This window comes from Bradyrhizobium sp. NAS80.1, from assembly GCF_001908205.1.
Lineage (GTDB): Bacteria > Pseudomonadota > Alphaproteobacteria > Rhizobiales > Xanthobacteraceae > Bradyrhizobium.
Map to the genome: position 1 here is coordinate 1 of NZ_LGHL01000099.1, position 20,542 is coordinate 20,542.

Annotated in this window: 17 protein-coding genes; 3 read left to right on the forward strand and 14 right to left on the reverse strand. The window is 61.3% G+C overall.

The window, feature by feature from the left end; all coding sequences use genetic code 11:
- Positions 1-534 precede the first annotated feature (534 nt).
- Positions 535-1,569 carry an IS110 family RNA-guided transposase gene (locus AC629_RS22300; protein ID WP_084807129.1) on the forward strand — a complete coding sequence of 345 codons (1,035 nt, stop codon included), beginning with the start codon at positions 535-537 and terminating at the stop codon, positions 1,567-1,569.
- A gap of 504 nt (positions 1,570-2,073) precedes the next feature.
- Here the strand turns inward: AC629_RS22300 and AC629_RS22305 are convergent.
- The 4 genes from AC629_RS22305 to hisE all read right to left on the reverse strand — a co-directional run bounded on the left by AC629_RS22305 (position 2,074) and on the right by hisE (position 7,566).
- Entirely contained in the window at positions 2,074-4,452 is a 2,379-nt protein-coding gene (locus AC629_RS22305) for a carbohydrate porin (protein ID WP_245331968.1), read from the reverse strand.
- A gap of 30 nt (positions 4,453-4,482) precedes the next feature.
- Positions 4,483-5,184 (reverse strand): MgtC/SapB family protein, encoded by a 702-nt coding sequence (locus AC629_RS22310; protein WP_084807130.1) that lies wholly within the window; start codon positions 5,182-5,184, stop codon positions 4,483-4,485.
- A gap of 229 nt (positions 5,185-5,413) precedes the next feature.
- A complete protein-coding gene (locus AC629_RS22315; RefSeq protein WP_084807131.1) occupies positions 5,414-7,099 on the reverse strand; it encodes an NRAMP family divalent metal transporter in 1,686 nt (561 codons plus the stop codon).
- Positions 7,096-7,566, reverse strand: coding sequence for a phosphoribosyl-ATP diphosphatase (gene hisE / locus AC629_RS22320; protein WP_084807151.1), 471 nt, complete (start codon positions 7,564-7,566; stop codon positions 7,096-7,098). Before hisE ends, AC629_RS22315 begins: the two co-directional genes overlap by 4 nt.
- A gap of 925 nt (positions 7,567-8,491) precedes the next feature.
- On the opposite strand from hisE, the gene AC629_RS50660 reads away from it, so the two are divergent.
- Positions 8,492-8,800, forward strand: a complete 309-nt coding sequence (locus AC629_RS50660) for a metal-sensing transcriptional repressor (protein ID WP_502693052.1) — start codon at positions 8,492-8,494, stop codon at positions 8,798-8,800.
- Here the strand turns inward: AC629_RS50660 and AC629_RS22335 are convergent.
- The 9 genes from AC629_RS22335 to AC629_RS22375 form a co-directional block, all read right to left on the reverse strand.
- Positions 8,766-9,029 (reverse strand): hypothetical protein, encoded by a 264-nt coding sequence (locus AC629_RS22335; RefSeq protein WP_084807133.1) that lies wholly within the window; start codon positions 9,027-9,029, stop codon positions 8,766-8,768. The genes AC629_RS50660 and AC629_RS22335 overlap by 35 nt on opposite strands.
- 214 nt (positions 9,030-9,243) lie before the next feature.
- Positions 9,244-9,426 (reverse strand): hypothetical protein, encoded by a 183-nt coding sequence (locus tag AC629_RS22340; protein ID WP_084807134.1) that lies wholly within the window; start codon positions 9,424-9,426, stop codon positions 9,244-9,246.
- Between the two features lie 416 nt (positions 9,427-9,842).
- Positions 9,843-10,775: a copper homeostasis membrane protein CopD gene (gene copD, locus AC629_RS22345; protein WP_245331970.1), complete on the reverse strand. Its 933-nt coding sequence runs from the start codon at positions 10,773-10,775 to the stop codon at positions 9,843-9,845.
- A gap of 39 nt (positions 10,776-10,814) precedes the next feature.
- Complete coding sequence (locus AC629_RS22350; RefSeq protein ID WP_084807136.1) at positions 10,815-11,171, reverse strand: copper resistance CopC family protein; 357 nt, start codon at positions 11,169-11,171, stop codon at positions 10,815-10,817.
- Between the two features lie 3 nt (positions 11,172-11,174).
- Positions 11,175-12,176, reverse strand: coding sequence for a hypothetical protein (locus AC629_RS22355; protein WP_084807137.1), 1,002 nt, complete (start codon positions 12,174-12,176; stop codon positions 11,175-11,177).
- A 52-nt stretch (positions 12,177-12,228) separates the two neighbouring features.
- On the reverse strand, positions 12,229-12,597 hold the full coding sequence (locus AC629_RS22360) for a DUF2946 domain-containing protein (protein ID WP_084807138.1): 369 nt from the start codon (positions 12,595-12,597) through the stop codon (positions 12,229-12,231).
- Positions 12,598-12,797: 200 nt separating this feature from the next.
- Positions 12,798-13,226, reverse strand: coding sequence for a helix-turn-helix domain-containing protein (locus AC629_RS22365; protein WP_084807139.1), 429 nt, complete (start codon positions 13,224-13,226; stop codon positions 12,798-12,800).
- A 290-nt stretch (positions 13,227-13,516) separates the two neighbouring features.
- Positions 13,517-13,900 (reverse strand): universal stress protein, encoded by a 384-nt coding sequence (locus tag AC629_RS22370; RefSeq protein ID WP_084807140.1) that lies wholly within the window; start codon positions 13,898-13,900, stop codon positions 13,517-13,519.
- Positions 13,901-14,047: 147 nt separating this feature from the next.
- The gene (locus AC629_RS22375) at positions 14,048-15,421 is read right to left on the reverse strand and encodes a transporter substrate-binding domain-containing protein (RefSeq protein ID WP_245331971.1); all 1,374 of its coding nucleotides are present in this window, start codon (positions 15,419-15,421) and stop codon (positions 14,048-14,050) included.
- 819 nt (positions 15,422-16,240) lie between these two features.
- On the opposite strand from AC629_RS22375, the gene nirK reads away from it, so the two are divergent.
- Complete coding sequence (nirK, locus tag AC629_RS22385) at positions 16,241-18,046, forward strand: copper-containing nitrite reductase (RefSeq protein ID WP_245331972.1); 1,806 nt, start codon at positions 16,241-16,243, stop codon at positions 18,044-18,046.
- Between the two features lie 24 nt (positions 18,047-18,070).
- Here the strand turns inward: nirK and AC629_RS22390 are convergent, their stop codons facing one another.
- The gene (locus AC629_RS22390) at positions 18,071-20,521 is read right to left on the reverse strand and encodes a TonB-dependent receptor (protein WP_210419092.1); all 2,451 of its coding nucleotides are present in this window, start codon (positions 20,519-20,521) and stop codon (positions 18,071-18,073) included.
- Positions 20,522-20,542: the final 21 nt, after the last annotated feature.

Genomic DNA, 20,542 nt, shown 5'->3' on the forward strand with positions numbered 1-20,542 from the left:
AGCTATTGATACCGTGTCGAAGTCCGATTGTCCCAGATCTGCAGGTTGGGCGAGCAAAGAACATGGGGTGAATACCATTGCATAAACGACCAATCGAATGCTTCGCATGTTGGCCTCCTGTTGGATTCACATTCACACATCAAGTGTGCCCCTCAAGTATGCTCCTTTTCGGAACTAACTGCACGAGCGAAGGTGCTTCGAAAATGGCGTCCCGCCACGTGGCCTCTCTCTGGTTGCACCGCGGAGCACGCTAAGGGGCGTCCTCCTCAACAACTACCGGCCTGCCGGTCCCCTTCCCAAGGAAACAGGTCCGCGCCCCCTAAACTTGCTTGACTGAGCGGCGAAGATAGCGACGTCTCTTCTTGGCCCATCGCGACATATTGCGCTGTGGCACGGACTTGGTCGCTACCGCCCGGCAAAGCGGACATCGCCTTGGTCGCATCACGCCGCAGGGTTTATGATGGGGTGGACGCCCCGCCGACGGCATCGATGTGCCAAAGTGGAGGTGTTTAGCACCACTTAAGGGAGGCGTCCGTGTTGCACGTTAGCACAATCGGTCTGGATATCGCTAAGCATGTTTTCCACGTTCATGGAGCGGACGGGAAAGGACGGGCTGTATTCAGCAAACGGATCAGCCGAGGAAAGCTCTTGGATTTCTTCGCAGCCCAGCCGAGTTGCACGGTAGCTTTAGAGGCATGTGGCGGAGCTCATCACTGGGCCCGACAGCTCGCGCAGCTTGGCCACGAGGTTCGGCTGATCCCGCCCGCTTATGTAAAGCCGTTTGTAAAGCGGCAAAAGAACGACGCGATTGATGCCGAGGCGATCTGCGAAGCTGCGCAGCGGCCGAGCATGCGGTTCGTTGCCGTGAAGAGTGAAGAGCAACAGGCTGCGGGTCTGGTGTTTCGAACCCGGGACCTGTTGGTGCGGCAACGAACCCAGCTCATCAACGCGATCCGAGGACACCTCACGGAATATGGTTGGATAGCGCCCAAGGGGCCATCGCATGTGGCGACGCTTGCCGACATGATCGAGGAAGAAGCGATGGCCAGCTCCCTTCCCGAAGCGGCCCGTCCCATGTTCCGAGTGATGCTAGACCTTCTCGCCGAGTTGAATGGCAAGATCGCGGATCTCGACAAGGAGATCGCGCGACGCGCTCGCGAGGACGAGGTATCGCGCAGGCTGATGACCATTCCTGGCATCGGCCCGATCTCCGCCACCGCGATCGCCGCCCTGGCACCGCCGATCGAAACCTTCGTCAAGGGCCGCGACTTTGCCGCCTGGTTGGGTCTCACGCCTCTTCAAAAATCGACGGGTGGCAAACAGAAGCTTGGCGCGACGTCCAAGATGGGGGAGCGAACGCTCAGGCGCCTCCTCATCATCGGCAGCAGCGCTGTTGTGCAACAGGCGAGCAAACGCGGAGCGCCAAAGGGTTCCTGGCTCGAACAGATGTTGACTCGCAAACCTCGCATGCTGGTAACGGTCGCGCTTGCGAACAAGATGGCCCGGATCGTCTGGGCGTTACTTGTAAAGCGCGAAAATTACAGGGCTCCGGTCTCAGCCAAGGCTTGATCTTGGTGGGACTGAGGTCGTCAGAGATGTAGTCGGTCGAAGGAGGGTATGGCGCAACAGTCGGCGAGACGGGGCCGGAAGAACCAGGTGTACCCATCGTGCCCAGAGCACGCGTTTATGATTTGGTTTCGGTCCGCGAACTCCCATACGGGCCCGCAGCTTCATCGCTGCACCATCAGAGGCCGGACAGATGGCAGCATCCGACTACGTGCCGATCTTCTTCAAAAATCGCTTGCATCTCGCGGGGCGTCCACAGATGGGTACTGGCCTAGAATGACGGCAACTACAAAAACGAGGCCGCCGATTGAGTGGCCTCGGAAAGATCGCGCCGCCATTCAGCGTCGCTTTGGTCAACGGCACCCTAGAGCGCGATGAGATTGGGACGTCATCGCGCTTTAGGTTATTGTTTGAGCATGATCTCCGCGCAAACGCGTTCCGCGTTTGTCGCGAGGGAAGACCGCTTCACGCTTTGCGCTAACGCGGCCCCTCGGGTCGGATCATGCTCTAGAACTCCGAATGGAGCCGCCCCGAGAAGACCGAGATCGGGCCTCGATCTGCATTGTAGGCCGGGTTCGTCAGGTACTGATAGTCGAACGTCAGCGTCGTATCTTTTGCGAGTCTCCAGGCATAGAAGGCCTCGAGAACCCGCTCAGAGCTGTAGTTCAGCATACCGTCGCCAATCAGAACGCCTGTACCTCCTGCTGCAACGAAAGCCTGATAGTCCTTGGAGATGCCGTTGAATGCGCCGGCGATACCAATCTTGTCATCCGGGCGTCCCCACGCGGTTCCTCTGATGGAGGTGCCGAGCGAGAGACTGGAGTTGATGTCGGTGAACGCCGAAATCTCGTTCTGTCCGCTATTCCAACTCCACCGCGCGAAAGCTCCGATATCTTCAGTGATCGACTGCTCGAGATTGACAACGTAGCCATAGGTTGGGCGGCCTTGTCGTGTTGCGACTATGGCGCTGTTCGCATCAAGCCCTAGATTCGCCAAAAGCAGGCTCACGGCATCGCGAAAGTTGCCCGCGAAGGACTCGTTCATCCATCCCGTGATGCGCAGCTTTCCGGGCTGCGAGAACAGCGAGTATCGCTCCTCGAGCTCCGCGACGTAGCCGCCGCGCCTGAACACCGCCATGTCGAAGTTGTTGGAATTCGACTGATCGCCAATGAGGAAATAACCGCCTCGGAGCGCCCATGACCGCTGATTCAACTCGGCCACGGCGCCATAAGTCAAACCGACCTTATCCGCCGGGTAGTCGAATGCGCCGGCAGCCCAGATCGACCAGTTGAGGAAGTCCACGCGGGGATCCTGCGCAAACGCGTTGTTGTCGAAGACATCGTGTACCGCGAACTTGCCGACCTGCAACGTCAGCCGCGAGATGTCTTTCTTGCCGGGCATTTGACCGTAGCTGCTCTCGATAGCCTCCTGTTCACCGCCCAGGCCGAATGTCTGGCGCAGGAACAGCCGCGAAACGTTGTAGTGAGGATAGGGAAAGTCCGACTTCTGCGCTTCGCCGTTGGGGAAGCCGGCCGCGCCAACGGTATCGCTGAGTCCGAATCCCTGAAGCAATTCCGGATTGAAGTAGATCTCGCCGCCCTCCCACGGCCTTGCAGAAATGAAGGCGCTTGCCGTCCACGTGTTCTTGCTCTGGGCCGCCGGCGGCAGACTGTTCTCACCCGAATACGGGGCGCGGAAGCTTGGATACCCCTGCTGCACGTACGTCATCTGGCCGTGAATTTCCCAGAAGTCGCTGTTGCTCAGCTGCCGTTCTCCGTCGCTTCCATGAATGCCTGGATTGGTGAGTTTGTAGTTCAGTCCAAGCCTCAGCATGTTCATATCGAACTGCGAAACGTAGCGTTCGCCCGACGCAAGCATCACCTGGGTCGGACCCAGATGGCTGTAGAGATATTCTACCCGTGCGCTCCAGTCGCGGTCGATGGCGTATTCAAAACCGGCTCCAACGCTCCATCCGGTTCGTACAGCGATTTGCTTCTGATCGTCGCCGGAGACAGGATCGGTCTGCACGAAGCGGCCACCCGCCCATGCAACACCCCCGGTCCCGTAAACCAGCCAGCGATCGAATACGTAGCCAACCCTGCCTCTGAGAGTTCCCAGATAATCAACCTGGTCGAAAATGGTCCCTCGCGCTCGAGGTCCCCACCAGGCCAAGCTGTTGCTGCTGAGATAGTTGGGAAACGAAAGGTCTGCCTCCACGCCGAGCAAGACTCGCGACGGCAGCAGGACATTGTATCCGATCTGGGCGCCCCCATAGATGGCACCAAAAGACGACGTGCTCGATGGATCTCCCAGATCCGGCAGTGTCGGTTCGCCGCGGCCTTTCGCGTATCCAACATGACCACCGATATAGAGACCGGTCCAATCATAGACGGTCTTCAGCGCGGGAGCCTTGATGGCAAGGTCGGCGGCGGCAGCGGGATTTGCAAACGCCAGCGCGCCCAGCGCAAGACCGGCAAGCCTTCCTTCGCGGATGCGCAAGCGGCGCTTAATCTTAATAATGTGATGCCCCCTGCACCCAGCACTGCGCCCTCGCGCCTCCTTGGTGTTGGATTGGCGGTGCTTAATTACCTCTGACATGAGGTCACGTTCCCCATCGCAAGCCAAATTCACTGGTTCTTGCGATCGGCGCGCGAACGAAGGCTGGCTCATTTCCTGGCTCACCATTATTGCAAATAATTCGCATTTGCAAGTTTGGAGGTGGAAATTGGAATGGCGCGCCCTGATGACGTTTGTCCAACAGGCGCGCCCGCCTGCCGCCAGACCGGTGTCGCCGCGAGCCCGGCCGGCATCCCATTCTTGCGTCCGGTCGATGGCTGCCTCGGCGGCGTTGCAACGGTCGTGCGGAATTCTGTTCGCTCTCTTCATGTCTCAACTCGGTCTGTCTGGATTGAAGGTCTATTCAACGGCCGGCTCGACCCGCCAGCTCGCGGCCGACACCGTGGCTTCGAGGCTGAGACGACCGACGATTTGCTCGAGCAGAGCATCGCTCTTGGTTTGTGCGGTGAGACACGCGGTGACCTCGACGCGGTCATTGCCTTCGAGGTCGGTGCTGTCCAACTGCCGCAGGCTAAGTTGACCATTTCCCGTACCCTGCAGCAGCAGCGCGCGGATATGCGCCTCTTCCGGGCTGCGGCAGACCACGCGCACGCGGTAGTGAAAATCGGTTTCGGCCTGCACGATGGGCGCCCGGTTTATCAGCCGCACCAGCGGTCGCATCACGAGGTTCACCAACACGACAAAGCCAGTTGCAAGCGCGGCATGCAGCGGATGTCCGACGCCTGAAAGCAGGCCAACGGCGGCAGAGCACCACAGGGTGGCGGCCGTGTTGAGGCCGGTGACGTGCAGCCCTTCGCGGAAAATGATCCCCGCGCCGAGGAAGCCGATGCCGGAGACAACCTGTGCGGCGACGCGGGTCGGGCTTGTCTCGCCACGGATCAGACCCGCGAAGATCACGAAGCTCGCCGCGCCGATCGCGACCAGCGTGTTGGTGCGCAGGCCCGCCATGCGCTGGCGCCATTGCCGCTCGAAGCCGATGCTCGAGCCCAGCAGGGTCGCGACCGCGAGATTAAGTGCGGATTGATCAATCGACGCAATCATTGGTACGTTCCTTTTCCACCGGCCGCGAAGCGGAAGGCGGCAGTCTTCCCAGCGCGAGCAGGGCGCCGGTTCGTTCAAGACATCTCACAGCCGTAAGTGCGGCCCGCATCTGCCGGGCCGAGATCGTGCGTCGGAAATAGAGGGCGGTGGCGCCGCGCAACACAGCGCCGGCCAGCCTGAACAGCGCGATCGCGCCCCCGGCGGCTAGCCTGGCGGAGAGCGGCCCTCGTCATGCCCCCACCGTCGCGAGCTCGATGATGCGCAGCAGCACGAGACCGGCGGCGAGGACGAGATAGGCGCGCAGCACGATCATCCAGATCCGGCTCAGCACGCTGAGGCGTGCCGGCGACAGCTGCTCGAGCGGCGGCGTCCGCCAGGTGTCGCGATTCTGCCTGGGCTGGTGCGGCTCAAGCCTGACGGGAGCCTTTTGTCGAGCCCAGAGCTCGTACAGCTTGACCTGAGCAGTCACGACGATCGCGAGCAGGCTGCCGCCGATCAGGATGCCGATGATCCATTGCTCGTCGAGGTCGGGGAACATCACCGATGCCGTCAGAATGATCGAGAGCATCACCAATGCAGCGACCACTGCGCCCGTGAACAGGTTCAACCGGCGCGAGTTGACCCAGGGGCCCAGGATGTCGCGATCGTTGCAAAGCAGGAGCAGGAACACGGTCGCGCTCGGCAGCAGCACGCCAGCAAGTGTCTGCACCGCATTGGTCAGCAGGCCGAGCGGCGTTCCGGGCGTGAGCACGACCACCGCGGCAAGGATGATGAGGCCGAAATAGACGCTGTAGAATCCTTTCGCGTCCCGCGGACTGCGGTGCAACGAGTGCTTGACCGCGAAAACGTCGCCGATAGCGTAAGCGGTTGCGAGGGAGACCGCCGCCGCGCCGATGATGCAGGCATCCAGCAGCGCGAGGGCAAACAGCACGGCCGGAAGCCTGCCCGCATACCTCTCAAGCCCGACGACGGTCCCCAACGCGTCGGTGTAGTTGCCAAATTCGGGCTGCCCGGCGAAGATCTGTGCGCAGAACCCGATCATCGACACTGCCCCGACGATCACAAGAACAATTCCAAGGCAGAGGTCCCAACGCTCATAGCGGATGAAGCGCGGGGTGATGCGCTTGTCGACGATGTAGCTCTGCTGAAAGAACAACTGCCATGGCGCGACCGTGGTGCCGACGATGGCGACGATCAGCAGCATCACCTCGCTGAGCTTCGCGTCCTTCGGCATCTTCGGCACCAGGAAGTCGGCTGCGATCTGCCCGATCGGCGGGTGCACCATCAGGATGACGGGCACCAGCAGGAGGCTGCCAAAGACGAGGACGACGCTGAAACGCTCGAAGCGGCGGAAATTCCCGGTCGAAACTGCGATCATGATGATCGCGGCGGATGCCAGCACGCCCCAGAACTGCGACAGTCCGAGATAGCTCAGCGCGAGCGTGATGCCGATGAACTCGGTCACGATCGTCAGTGCGTTGAGAACCAGGAGGTCGATCACGCTGAATGCGCCCCAGAACTTTCCGAAGCGCTCAAAGATCAGCCGCGCGTGGCCGACGCCCGTCACCGCGCCCAGCCGCACCACCATCTCCTGATTGACGTACAGCACCGGAATCAGAAGCATCAGGGTCCACAACAGCGTGGTGCCGTAGTTCTGCCCGGCCTGCGTGTAGGTCGAGAACGCGCCGGCGTCATTGTCGCCGACCATCACGATCAGGCCGGGTCCGACGATCGCGAGCAGCGTCCTCAGCCGCGCATGGAAGGTCGCGCGGGGGGCCACGTCGTCCTCGGCGATGGAGCCGAACGCGCCGTGAATGTCGCCGAGATGAGCATGGTCCAGCACGGCGGTTCGGATCGATGGCGCGGCCGCGTCATTGCCGGAGGTTAGCGAGTTGAATTCGTTCGCGACGGTCATGTGTCATTCCTGTTCGGTCTTGCCTGTTCGGTTTTGGAGGTTTTCGGGCGCTTCTCGGCAATGCCGAAGGCGTCGGCGCGCCACCGCATCTCGGTCCATACCGCGGCCGGATCGATGCCGGCGCGGTGCCACAGCGCGACGAGGTGGTAGAGCAGGTCCGCGCTTTCGCGGATGATGCCCTCGTTGTGATGTTTGACGGCCTCGATAGCGACCTCGCCGGCCTCTTCGATGACCTTCTGTGCTGTCTTGCGGGTGCTCGATCCGAGCAGCCGTGCCGTGCGGGGATGATTCTCCGGTGTCACCGCAGACAACGACGAATGCAGGCGCTCCAGTTCGGCCTGCGTCGGGAGTTCGGGCGCCGCCAAAGGCGTCGGTCCGCCGCGCTTCCGGGTTTCCGTGATTGGTCTGATGGCGCGTCTACGCCGATGGGGGAGTTGTGATTCAGATTGTTTGACGACCTCGGTCATCGCTTGCTCCGTCGCCTCGGGTGCCATTCAGGCACGGCGCGAGGCGTGCGGAGCCGCTAGACGCGCGCGCCACCTCCGCCGCCCTGAACAGCGGCCAGTCCAAACTTGCTGTCATTCCCCGAAGGGATTCCCACTGCAGCGACCCGAGGGCACGCAGCGGGACAACTAGGTCCCTCGTCCATGCGCACCTCTAGCTGCTGCTTGCCCACGCCTTCAATGCGGCGCGGCGAACCAATCGCGGGCCGGAAGTCCGGTCCGCGATGCGTTGATGATCAAGATTGGCTGTCGGAAGCTCACCGTTGTCCGCGACGTCCCACCGGCATTCCAGGTGGCCGTCGACCAGGTACCAATGACATGCCAGCGCCCGGTTTGGACGCAGACGCCGGCCCTGCGGGCGGCGAAAACCCTCCAGGTTGTCATTGGAATGCGTGACCGGTTGCGCCGCGTACGCCACGCGCCGCGGCTCAAACGACCGAAATCTTGCGAGTCTTGTGAACATCGCTCACCTCCACTTCCGCGATCATGCGGCAGGCCGGTGAGGATCTGGCGGTCAGACGAAAGCTGACCACCCATCCACGCGGCTGAAGCCTGCGCGATCGGGTTCTATGTCCTGCGGCGTCACTGGCCCCGTCGTCGCCGGGATTGTGCCGCCAAAGTTGCTACTGCCCATGTGCCTTCGTTGATGGCTCGTGGTCGGGGTTTTACGCCCGGTCAGGAACGAATGTTCCGACAATCGGGCCGTACGCCTGACACAGATCGCTGTCAAGCGAATTCGGCTATCCTCCGGGGGGGATCATTGCTATCCTGCCAGGAGGATCATGGATATCCTCCCCGGGGGATTGGAGAACGTATGCAAGACCATCCGCACACCGCGATTGCCCAGCGCCTGAAGCGCGCCAACGGCCACCTCGAGAAGATCATCGAGATGGTCGAGCAGGGTGAGCCGTGCGTCCAAATAGCGCAGCAGTTGCAGGCCGTGGAGAGCGCGATCGAAAATGCCAAGAAGGCATTGATCCACGATCACATCAATCACTGTCTCGAGGAGACTCTCAAGCTGTCGGGGGGCGAAAGGCCGCGCGGCGCTGAAGGATTTCAGGCTGATCGCCAAGTATCTCTGACCTGCTGCGGTGGAGCGGTCAGGTTCTTAGGGGTGCAGACCTCGTACGGCAATCGCTTCAACGCGATGGCCCTGCCCTGCATTACTTTGGAAGGCATTCCACATTGTAGGCGATGATGATCTGGGACGGATCGGCCTTGCCTATGCTTTTGAGGTCCTCCAGGCCGCTTCTCAACCTGTCGCCGGCATGCTTGAGGCTGCCTTCGAGTGACGCCTTGGCCGCCTTGCATCGCTCTTCGCTCGAGAACTCCTGAAACACCACGGTCGGGAGCAGCCGCCATTCCGCCTTGTCGCTGGTCGCGGCGGGACTGACCGAATAGGAAAAGACATACATCAGGACCCACATCGGACTACTCTACATGTGATGCGATGGCAGTGGCGGACTTCGGCCCGACGCCCTCAAGCCACGCCAGCGCCGCGGTCTTCTGATCGGCTTCCCGTTCGCCGCAATGATCGGGTCGACCTCTCGCGCCAGTCGCGCAAAGTCGTCCGCCGAAAGCGGACCGGTCGGCGAGACAGTGAGGATGCCCTGATCCCGCAACAGTTCGTACTCAATCACGTCATTCGCTCTGCGGTAAGCGACGGTCGGAACGACAGGTCCTGTCGAGGCGGCCTTTGGCTTCTTCTTCAGCCAGCAGCCTCAGCAACATTTGCCGTCGCTCGTCGGATAGTTGGGGAGCGGCCAGCTGCTTCTTGAACAGGGTCAGGTTCTCGTAATGAATGAACGCTTCGAGGGATCCCATGGTTGTCTCCCTTCTGCGATACCGGGAACCGAGCTTAGACACGTCCGGTCTCAACGCGAAATTGTCCCAAGGGACAGCAACTACTGCCGTCGGTCTGGGGCGCAGTATCCGGCGCAGTCCAGCAATGCCGACTGGTCATCAATGCTGACGATGCGAAGGTCGGAAGTTCGAGGGTCACAACGCAAGCACTGAAAAGAGCGCTACTCTCGAACCAGGGCGTGTACTCAAAATCCCGCGCGGCAGTCAGTGCGCTTATGAGGTCCGCTACGCCTCCGATTGCGGCGCCATGGCTGACCTCACTGGACGTCCGAATTGGGCCGACCACAAGCCGAACTCTCGTTGATGACCGGTTCTGGCGCGAAAGCGGACCTCGGGCGGGTAGACTCCTACGCGGCAACGCCTTCGATGGTCGCAAGTCACCAGGCGGCCGTAAGGGCGACCAAGTGAACAGCCGGATGTAGCGTTCCGAGCACTGCTACAATGACAAGGATAACCAGTCCGAATATCGTCTCGATCACACTGTTTCGGATCAGTTGATCTAGCGCGATAGACGATTGCCGGTTTGCAGTGGAAGCGAGCCGCGGCGTCAAGCGGTAACGGTTGATGGCAGCGAGGGCGAGCATCGGCACGAACATCGCCACTTTCAGCATCAGCAGGCGCCCATATTCGGTCGCGATCAGCCCGTGGAGCGAGCCGACCAGAATGACGGCGTTGACAATGCCGCTGAGCAGAAGGACCGATACGCTCACGATGCCCAGAACCGAAAATCGTCGGACGGCATCGCGGGCTGGCGATATGTCGTTACGCACCTCGGTTGTCGCCAAAAGAATGATCAGTGACACCAGGCCGCCGATCCAAACCGCCGCAGCCACCGCATGCAGCGCATCTGCACCCAGATGCAGATAGCCGGTTGCGCCAATGGTCGAGCCGGCATGTCCGGTCCACGCAAGGCTGCCTGCAAACCCAATGGCCGCTGCGAGCCCTAGCCATCGTGTGGTCGCCCCGCGGTCATACGCGAGACAGGCTGCCAGGCAGATTGCAAGACCCGCGCGAATCGTCGTCACCTCACCGAATTGCGTTTCGTTGACGACAGTCGAAAGCACATCAACCGTTAGAGCCTCGTGGAGCGGCATTCCGCTCATCGAGGCCGCTTGCAGCATTAGCCAAATCGCGCCGGAGACTACGGCGACGACGAGACCGATCCACATCACCCGCCGCGTGCGCTTCCGAAATGAGGCGGCGGCCGTGGTGTCGTGCCGCAAGACAGGCATAGCGATGAAGCTGTCGAAAACAATGCTTCCGACAGTTATCGCTGTAGCCGCGAAGTGCACGGCGCGCGTCGCAATCATCGGCGCTCCTCCAGCGGACCAGTCCATCGCGACGGTGCTCTATGGACCGACCTGGAAGGTGAAACTCCCGTCGGTCGTGTGGGTGTCTACCGATAGCACGCGCCAGTTGACGTGGTAGGTGCCGCTTCCGGCCGGCTTCAGTGAGACCGACATTTGGTTGCCGCTGACGCGCGGCTTGCCGGCGTCGACCCGCTGCCCGGTCGGGCCGGTGACCGTAACGGTGCTGAACGCCGGCTCCAGCTTCTGGGTGAACCACAGGGTTACCCCGTGCGGAGGGCTTGCGACCGTGTTGCCGACCCGCGGCTCCGCGTGATCGAGAAAGGCGTGGGCCACCGCTTCGCCCGTCGCAAGCAGCGACAGCAGCGGAAGGATCAGGATCAGGGAAGAGCATCGCATCGATCAATTCCTCGGAAAGGGGTTGGCGGGCTGGACCGGGCCACCGAAGATCGGCTTGCCGATACCGTGCGGATCGACGTCGTCGAGGTACAAGTGCAGTTGAGCGATCACGCCGACATTGGTTCCGCTTTGCCGGTTGATCGGAATCAGCGCCTCGACGCCGATCTGAAACTTGTTACCGACCCAGAGAACTCCGGGATTGATGGTCCCTGTCGTCAGCGTGCCCGAGGTCAGCGTGTTCGAAATTGGCGTCTGCAGACTGGCTTCGACCAGCGGGATTAGGTGATTGATGAAATCCGGCAGGCCGAGGTCGATCACCGAGGACTTCAGATAAGGCATGCTGTATTGAATGCTGGCACCCCAGTTCAGCACACGCGGATGGAATTCGGTATCGGTCGTCTGAGCGCCGGTATCGGGATCGATGCCGAACGTCGTGGTGAAATTGCGGGCTGGGATCGCGTAGCCTACCTGGCCCGTGATCGCCAGGGGCCTCAGCCACGACAGTGTGTCCGGCAAATCGCCGAGGCCTTTGCCGAAAAAGATGGTCGGTGTGTAGGTGTTGAAGCGCTCCGCGCCGACATTCGAATCCCCGGTGCCGCCCCATTCGACGCTGAGGCCGACTGACATCACAAATTCATGCGCGGGATCCTTGAAGACCCGATATTTGAACGTGGTCTCCAGGTTCTGAAACCCGTTGGCTCCGGCCAACGTCGGATCGACGGTGTTCAGGAAGGAATAGGTCGAACCAAACGACACGCCAAAATCCTCGGTGATCCGTTTGGAGAATTCGCCGGACACATCCCGCTGCCGAACAGGCGGAATGTCGCCGGTCTTGAAACTATCGACTGTCGGCAGCGACAGTTCGTCGTTCACACCGGGATCGTCGATCGTGAGTGTCGCCGGAAAGAAGCGGTTGCCGACGATTTCGTGGGCGACACTTCCCGAGAGAGGAATAAGCGCAATCGCAGCGCCCCAAAGGCCTGCACGCGCATGAGAGATGGACATGGAACGTCTCCGCAGGTTGACGTGCAAATGCAGCGGCCGTTGGCCGCCTTGTTCACGCCAATGGCGGAGGTGCTCGCGCTTGGGAGTTCGAGCCGATGCGGGATGGTGCGGGCCTCAATTCCGCGTCGAGCCAACGAACGGGGCGGAACTGACGGGCGAACTGAACGATGGCGACAGGCTGGGGGGCATCAAGGGCCGCCGCCGCATGGCTTACGCAGATCGCGCAGAGGCCGTCATGGGCGTATGGCCCGTGATCCTGATCGCCTGCCCCGGCGGGCGTGCCACTATGGCAAATGCTGGCCGATTCCAGCGGGTCGGCGACCGCGATGCCGGTGGTCCAATACGCCGCGATCGGCGCCAGGATCTGCATCACCAGCGCGAGCAGGATGATCGGAAGACATCGTTCTAGCCGTCGACGCATCAGTCCACCATGCGCCAGAGGCTATCGCAAGGATGGGCCATGGTCGAGGCAGCCGGCCGTGCTGAGCTGCGGAAGGAGGCTGCTTCTGACGATTTAGAGGGGTGTGTTGCGCGCCCGCAACGGCGCGTATTCGCTCTCTGGGCGTCGTTCTCCGCGCACCTCGCTTGCCGCGACAGCGGCGCCAGCCCGGCAAGCGCCGATCAACGGGCGGGCGCGTCAAGCGCCTTCAGCTCGTCAGCCGCGGCGATGATCGCGTTCCGAATTTTGAGGAAGTACTCCGCATCAATCCGCGACGCGAGCCAGTCCAGTTCGCCCGTATGGCCGTGTTCATGCACCTTGCGAACCACGCCTTCGCCGATCAGCGCCTCGAGGCAGCGTCGGACGTTCGAGCGCGGGAGCCCGAGATATTTGGAAATGTCGGAGGCCGTGCGCGGCGGTGCGCCGACCTCGTCGCTCACACGAATCATCATCGCGACCAGAAGCTCTTCAAACACCGCGCCGACGTGCTTGCGAGGGTAACCGCTGCGCATCGCCACGAAGCAGGCCACTAACAACCTGCCGACAATCGCCGATTGCTTCTGGCGCTTCGTCAATGCTGCATCTGAACTGCCTGAGATTTCTCCGGCCATTTTCGCCACCGTTGCCTTCGCTTGCGATTGTGCTTAGCTGGCGCATGCTTCGGCCGCAAATGAAGCTGTGTTAAGGTTGGGGGAACATGGCTGATGCGTCGGCATATCAGAGAGACTCTTGAAAATGACAGGTTTTTTGCGATTGGCGTGACATGTCTCGGGCTCTTGCCGGTCGCAATATTGCTGATTGCTCTCTTCGTTAAGTGACCCTCCAGCCCTTCCTTTCGTCACATGCCTTCAAGCCGCTTGGCGTGGTGGCCGCGACGTCCTGCCTGCGCGTTTCCCGTCATTCACCGACAAACCAGCACGGGGGTTTTCGCGTAGGTCATCACCTTGTTTGTCACGCTGCCGATGAGAAGCGTCGAAAGTCCGCTACGCCCATGCCATGACATGACAATGAGATCGCAGCCTTGGTCCTCGGCCGCTGCGACGATGGCTTGATCGGGTGGCACATTCTCCACCTGAATGGTCTCGCAGGGAACACCGACCTCCCTGGCTCTATTTGCCGCGTGATCCAACACACTTGCAAAGTCGCCGGTGACGGCAAGAAGCGGCTCCACAACGTAGATGATGGATACCCTCGCTCCAACGGATTTCGCCAACGCCAACCCATGCGCCACCCCACGCTCCGCCAGCTCCGACCCATCTGTCGGAATGAGAATATGCCGGTACATGCTTCACCTCCCGATTGTCTGGACATATCGACGCCGTCGGAACGTTAGGCTGGGCCCGGGTTCCGGATTCACTCTTACGATAGATCAATATCGGCATGCGCGGCGCTGTTGGACCAGCATGTAGGCCGGTGGGTCGCCACGAGAGCATCAGGGTGACCGAGCAGTCCCGAGGGTCTCGAACAGCGTTTGTTGCCACCAATCGCTCTCGACTTGATCGAGAACAGCGAGATCGAGCATTGGCCGCAACGCGCTGTTTTTGGGCAGTACGATCGCATAACTCTCGCTGCTGAAGCTGGTATCGACGACGCGGATCGCACTCGAAAAGTCATTGCGGACCATCCAGGTCAGCAACGGCTTGTCATGGACGAAGGCATCTATCTTGCCGGCTTCCAACGCCGAGAGGCCGCTTTGGATATCGGGAAATGCTTGAAAGGACAGCCGCTGATGGCCGAAGTAATCGGTCGTCGGGGAGTTCGCGACCGCGCCGACACGTACGGAGCGAAGATCGTTGAAGCCGTGAACGGCACCTTCGAGGCCTCTGCGCGTCAGCGTGGACGTGATACCGGCGGTGAATACGGCGATTGCGATCACGGATGCGATCATCCATCCCATTGCGACGATCCGGCCTGGAAGAGTTGCTGGAGCATTATGGGCGGCCCCGGCCTGGGTCATCGCGATCGTCGACCACCAGAAGCTGGAGCCTAGTCCTTTCGCGCCTCCGCCAAAGTGTTCCGTCTTGCGTCGCTCGAACACCCATATGAGAAAGCCGACTCCCATTGCGAAACAAAGCAGCACGCCGACAGCCTGGAAAAAGCCGAAGGAAAGAAGCGCGCGCCCGATCGCGACCCACGGATTTTCATTGATCGGCACCGCGACCCCAAGCCCGGTATTGTAGAAGGGTTGGGTAAAGTCGACGCTGTGCGCACGCGCGGCAGTCACTGTCACCGCGGCAACTCCGGCATCGAACGTGCCGTTCGCAACGCCGTCCAGCAGATCCGGGACACTCTGGGTTTCGACCAGGCGGAAACGCAGATGCTCCTGATCCGCGATCTTTTTCCATAGCGTAATGCTGAGACCGCTCCAGCTCCCGTCCGGATGCTTCATTGCAAACGGCGGCGCCGCCTTGGTCGCCACCACCAATTCCCTGTCAGGGACCGCCGCCCCCTGGGCGTGGAGTTTAGTGAGGCCGAACGCAAGCATGGCCAGCGCCGCGAAGCATAGCAAGGCGGGGCGAAGCGGCAACATCACCGGCCTGGATCGAGAGGCCGGATGTTGTCGGGTGGCCCGATCGACGGCCGTCCGACACGACACGTCTTCCTTCGGGCTCAGGCCATGGGAGACCAACGGATCTTCATTGGACGAATTCACGACCGACCTCGAGGCATGCCCGACTCCCAACCAAGCGCGACTATTTGGCAATTCCACGGTGACCTCGGTGAAATGGTCTTCGGCGAAATGGTCTTGGGCGAAATGGTCCTGGGGGAAATGGTCCTGGGGGAAATGGTCTTTGCCGGTTTCCACCGGCCGCAGTTCGCAGACAATCCCCCGACAACTCAACGCTCAGCGCTGCCCGTCAGGCATTTGTGAAAGCGCACGCCTGAACGGCGCCGCGAGACTCTGTCCAACACTGAGCGATCATCCAACCCATTTTGCATTACGCGAACGGATGTATCGGGGCTTGCGCCTGGCCGGCGTTCCAGAGGGACGGTGCGCGAAAAGTTCAGTTCGTTTTGTGTCAGAAGCGAGCAGAAGGCGGTCTCAGGCTCGCACTCCCGTCTACCCGCCGAAGCTTGATTTAAGTCAAACACTACGATGGTGGGAAGCCGATTGTTTGCTCAACCGGAGCTAACTGTGCCGACGGCATGCTATCGCCGCGGGTTGGACGCGTCAAACTTGATCCCACGGCGCATTGGCCGGTGACGAAATCCTTCGGCCGACGGCTGGCTTACGAGGGGACGCTCACATGGGTGGATGGATCTGGGGAGGCTTCAGCAATGGCGGGTTCTGATCGTCGGCCTTGCGGCAATCGCGGGCGTGATCGGTATCGTGGCCATGCTCCAACCGGTCCCCGAACCGCCGAAGCCTGTTGCAGCTACATCTTCCAAACAAGATGAAGCGCCGAAACCGCAGGCCTCGCCGGCTGCTGCAACCACTCCAAACGCCAAACAGACGGCAACCGCTCCCTCCAATGCAAAACAGGGCGCCGAAGCAAATGTCGGGACTGCCAGCAAGCAAGCCTCCGATGCAAATGCCAAGGCCGCGGCTCCTGCTGCGCCCGCTCCGAAGACGGATCAGACGGCTGCGTCCACGACTGCGGCTGGCGCACCACCGCCGGCCCAAATGGCCCAGAGCGCGCAGCCGGCCGCACCCATGGTGCACGACCATGCGCCGACGCCAGCAGCGGCCGTCGCAACGTCTCAGCCCGCGATGACAGGCGACGCCGCCGAGGGCCGCCAGGTATTCAGGAAGTGCCAGGCTTGCCATTCGCTCGACGCAGGCAAGAACGGCGTTGGGCCGTCGCTCGCGAAAATCGTCGGTGAGAAGGCTGGTGACGTGCCCGGCTACAATTTCTCACCCGCCATGAAGGCGAGCAACCTGACCTGGGATGCCGCGACGCTGGATGCCTATCTCACCGACCCGCAGAAAGTCGTGCCGGGCAACAAGATGCCTTTCCCAGGACTGAAGACCGAGCGCGAACGCAACGCCGTCATCGCCTTGCTCACCGAAACTTCGAAGTCGGCTGGCACGGCTGCGGCTCCAGCACCGGCGGCGCAGAATGCTCAGGCTCGTGGGCCGGCAGCGCCAACGACCGAGGCGGTGCCTCCGACCTCGCCGGCAACGGCCCCTGGAGCAAACTATGTTCCGGGGCTGCGCTATACGCTTCGCACCGGAATCGCAGAAGGCCGCATGGTGTTCATTGGCGTGGGCGGCTCGATCGACGGTCAGGTCAATCCCGTGTTGTCCGCTGCCGAGGGCCAGGTTGTCCAGGTGACGCTGATCAACGGTGAGGGCGCCGAGCACGATATCGTCTTTGACAATCAGGGACCTGCAGGAAGCTCGGCGCACATCGTTGGAAGAGGCGCCAGCACCAGCATTGCGTTCCCTGCCGCCAAGGCCGGCGACTATGCTTATTTCTGCAGCGTGCCCGGGCACCGACTGTCCGGCATGGAAGGAAAATTCCTCGTGACGCCTCAGCCGCCGCCACAGACGGTGGTGGAGGCCGACATTTCGCAGAAGCCAAGCGACGTGCCACCTTCCGTGGGCAATCGAGGCCCGCAGACGGTGCGGGTCGACCTTGTCACTGTCGAGCTTGAGGCGCGGCTCACAGAAGGCACGACGTTCGGCTACTGGACTTTCAACGGCAAGGTACCGGGCCCGATGCTGCGCGTCCGCGTCGGCGACACGGTCGAAGTACATCTGAAAAACTCCGACAACAGCTCGATGCTGCACTCGGTCGACTTCCACGCGGCCACCGGCCCCGGCGGCGGCGCTGCGGCCACCCAGACCAATCCGGGCGAGGAGAAGAGCTTCAGGTTCAAGGCGCTGACCCAGGGCCTGTTTGTGTATCACTGCGCAACGCCGATGGTTGCCCAACACATCGCCAACGGCATGTACGGGATGATCCTGGTCGAACCAGAGGGCGGTCTGCCGCCGGTCGACCGCGAATACTATGTGATGCAAGGAGAGATCTATACCGACGGGGCATTCGGCCAGCACGGCAGTCAGGAATTCAACGTCGAGAAGTTGCTGAACGAACGTCCCGAATATTTTGTCTTCAATGGATCGGTTGGCGCGCTTTCCAGCTTCCACCCGCTGCAAGCGAAGGTCGGCGAAACCGTCCGCATCTATTTCGGTGTCGGTGGTCCGAACTTCACCTCATCGTTCCATCTCATCGGAGAGATATTCGACAAGGTCTACTTTCTTGGCGGCACGACCAGCGAGCCGCTGCGGGGTATCCAAACCGTAACGGTCCCCGCGGGCGGCGCCGTTATCGCCGAGTTCAAGGTTGATTTCCCCGGCAACTATACCCTCCTCGATCATGCGATCGCGCGGGCTGAGCGGGGGCTCGTCGGTATCCTGCACGTCGAAGGACAGCCAAACACGGAAATTTTCGACGGCAAGGTAGAGCCCGGAATGGGGCATTGACGAGCGCTGCCCGCACGAACATGCCTAGAACGTCACCCGCATCCCCGCATAGAACGCGCGCGGCCTTGCCGGGCTGAGCGAACGCGGGTCGGTGAATTCCGCGCCACCGTTGGTGAAATTGGGCAAGGCTCCCCTGTCAAAGAAGGTGCCCAGAGTCGAGTAGCGGTTGTCGAAGAGGTTGTTAACGCGACCGTAGATCTGGAAGTTCTTGGTGATCTGGTAGGAGGTGTGGACATTGAACACGGTATAGGACGGCAACTTCGGAAACTGGTTGGACTCGTCGCCGACGAAATATTGGCTCGAGACAAAGAGCGCGTCGCCGCCGACCTTCCAAACGTCGGTAACTGCATATTCGACGCTGGCTTTGACGAGGTGGCTCGGCAGGCGCGGAATGTGGTCGCCCGGCAGGACCTGGATGTTGCCGTCGGCGTCGGCGAACGGGCTGTTCGAGCCGAGCTGGAGTGCGTCGAGAAAGCGCGCGTCCAGGAACGCATAGCTCGCCTGGAACTGAAGCGCATTCGACTTGATGCTCACCTCGGCTTCGATCCCCTGCCGGCGCGTCCGGCCGACGTTCTGGAAAAAGCCGAATCCCGTTAAATCCGGAGTCGGCACCGCGTGAATGTCGTTGTAGTTGGTGGCACGGAAGGCGCCGATCTTCCAGCCGAGCGAGCCGATGTTCAATTCCTTGGTGCCGCGGAAGCCCGCTTCCACGGTCTTGGCTACGACTTGCTGCAGTGGCGGATCGGCGACCAGAAACTGTCCGATGATGCACGGTCTCGCCGGATCGGCGCAGCCGAGTTCGAGAGGGGTCGGCACCCGGTTGGCTTCGGAATAGCCCGCATAGGCGGTCACTTCAGACGTGATCTTGTAGGTGCCGCCGATGATGGGATTGAATCGATCATATTGATGATCGCCATTGAGCGCGGTGCCAAGCTGATCCATCAGGGAGATATGGGCCGCATTGAATCGCCCGCCTGCCGTGACCGCAAAGCGATCGTCGACGTTGAACGTGTCGAGCGCATAGAGACCCTGATATTGGTTGACGGTACGAAGCGACACGGGGCCAATCGATGTCGGAGCACCGGACGGACCCAGGAATATGCCGCTGCCCGTGACGAGATAGTTCGTGCCTATCGTTGCCAATTCGGCGCTACCGGTGAAGCGCGTGCTGCTGACATCATAGCTTGCGCCGATCACGAAGCGGTTCTCATGACCGAACAGCTGGTCGCTGTTGGTCGCCTGCCCGGATACGCCAAACGTGGTCGACCTCGTGCTGGTGCGATCGATCTCGCCGAGTATGGCACCCGGCGCAAACGGATTGACAAGCTGAGCGCCATTCAGGCCAAAGGCGGGGACCGTATCATCGCCAAAGCACAAGAGCGTCGGATCGGCACAGGGCTGGGCGCCGGTCGGGTTTCCGTCCACGGTATTTTGCCTGAAGCCCCGCAAATGCGCCGTGCCCTCAAAGGTCCAGGTCGGCGTCGCCTCCACCTTGCCGGTCAGGTTGAGATAGCCGACCTTGTTGGAAGTGGTTTGCGGAGTTGTATAGGTCGCACCCCAATATTGCTGGAGTAATTCGGCCGGAACAGTGCTGGGTCCTGCCAGGGAATTGTTGGCGAGACCCAGGTTGAGGTGGAATTCGTTGCCTTCGAAGCGATACCCGACATCGCCATAGAAGCGCCGGACGTCGGATGACGAGAAATTGCGGAAGCCATTGTCGTGAATGCCTTCGAGCGCTCCGTAGGCTGCCCAGTTGTTGTCGACCTGCTTGCCCCATTGTGCTGAGCCCTGAATGCGGCCGAATGAGCCGCCCATGATATCGATCTCGGCACCTTGATAATTAAAGCCGTTCTTCATCTGCAGATCGATGGCGCCGCCGAGCGCATTGAGGCCGAACGTCGGATTGTTGGTCACGACCACCGCCGATCGTATCGCCGCCGTCGGGATCAGATCCCAATTGACGATGTCGGAAAACGCCTCGTTGATGCGCACGCCGTTCTGGTAGACGGCGAGGCCCTGTGGCGTGCCGGCCAGGGGTGAGGCGACGAATCCGCGAAATTGCACGTCGGGTTGAAAGGGATTGCCGGTCACCTCATTGATGCTGAGACCGGGCACGTACTGCTGCAGGGCAACGGCGATATCCGGCGAGGCGGTGCGCTTGATCTGGCTGGCATCGACAGCGTTGATGGCTGACGGAACCTTGTCGACATCGAGACCTCTGCCGGCGCCCGGTGCGGTCGGGTAGACGTAAATGCGTGGCTTGGGCCGGGACGACGGCGCCCCCGCCACCCGCGCGACCGGCCGCGTTGGCGCGGTGCGCCTTGCCGTCGACTTCGGCGGCGCCGTCACCTCGACCGCCGGCAGGTTCTGGACGTTGGTCTCTTCATCCTGCGCGGCCCCCGCACCTGATACGAAGACCAGTCCCGACACCAGCCCGGTCGAAACCGACGCCATCAACAAACGACGCTTGCCCATCCCTGCCTTCCCACCCGTCAC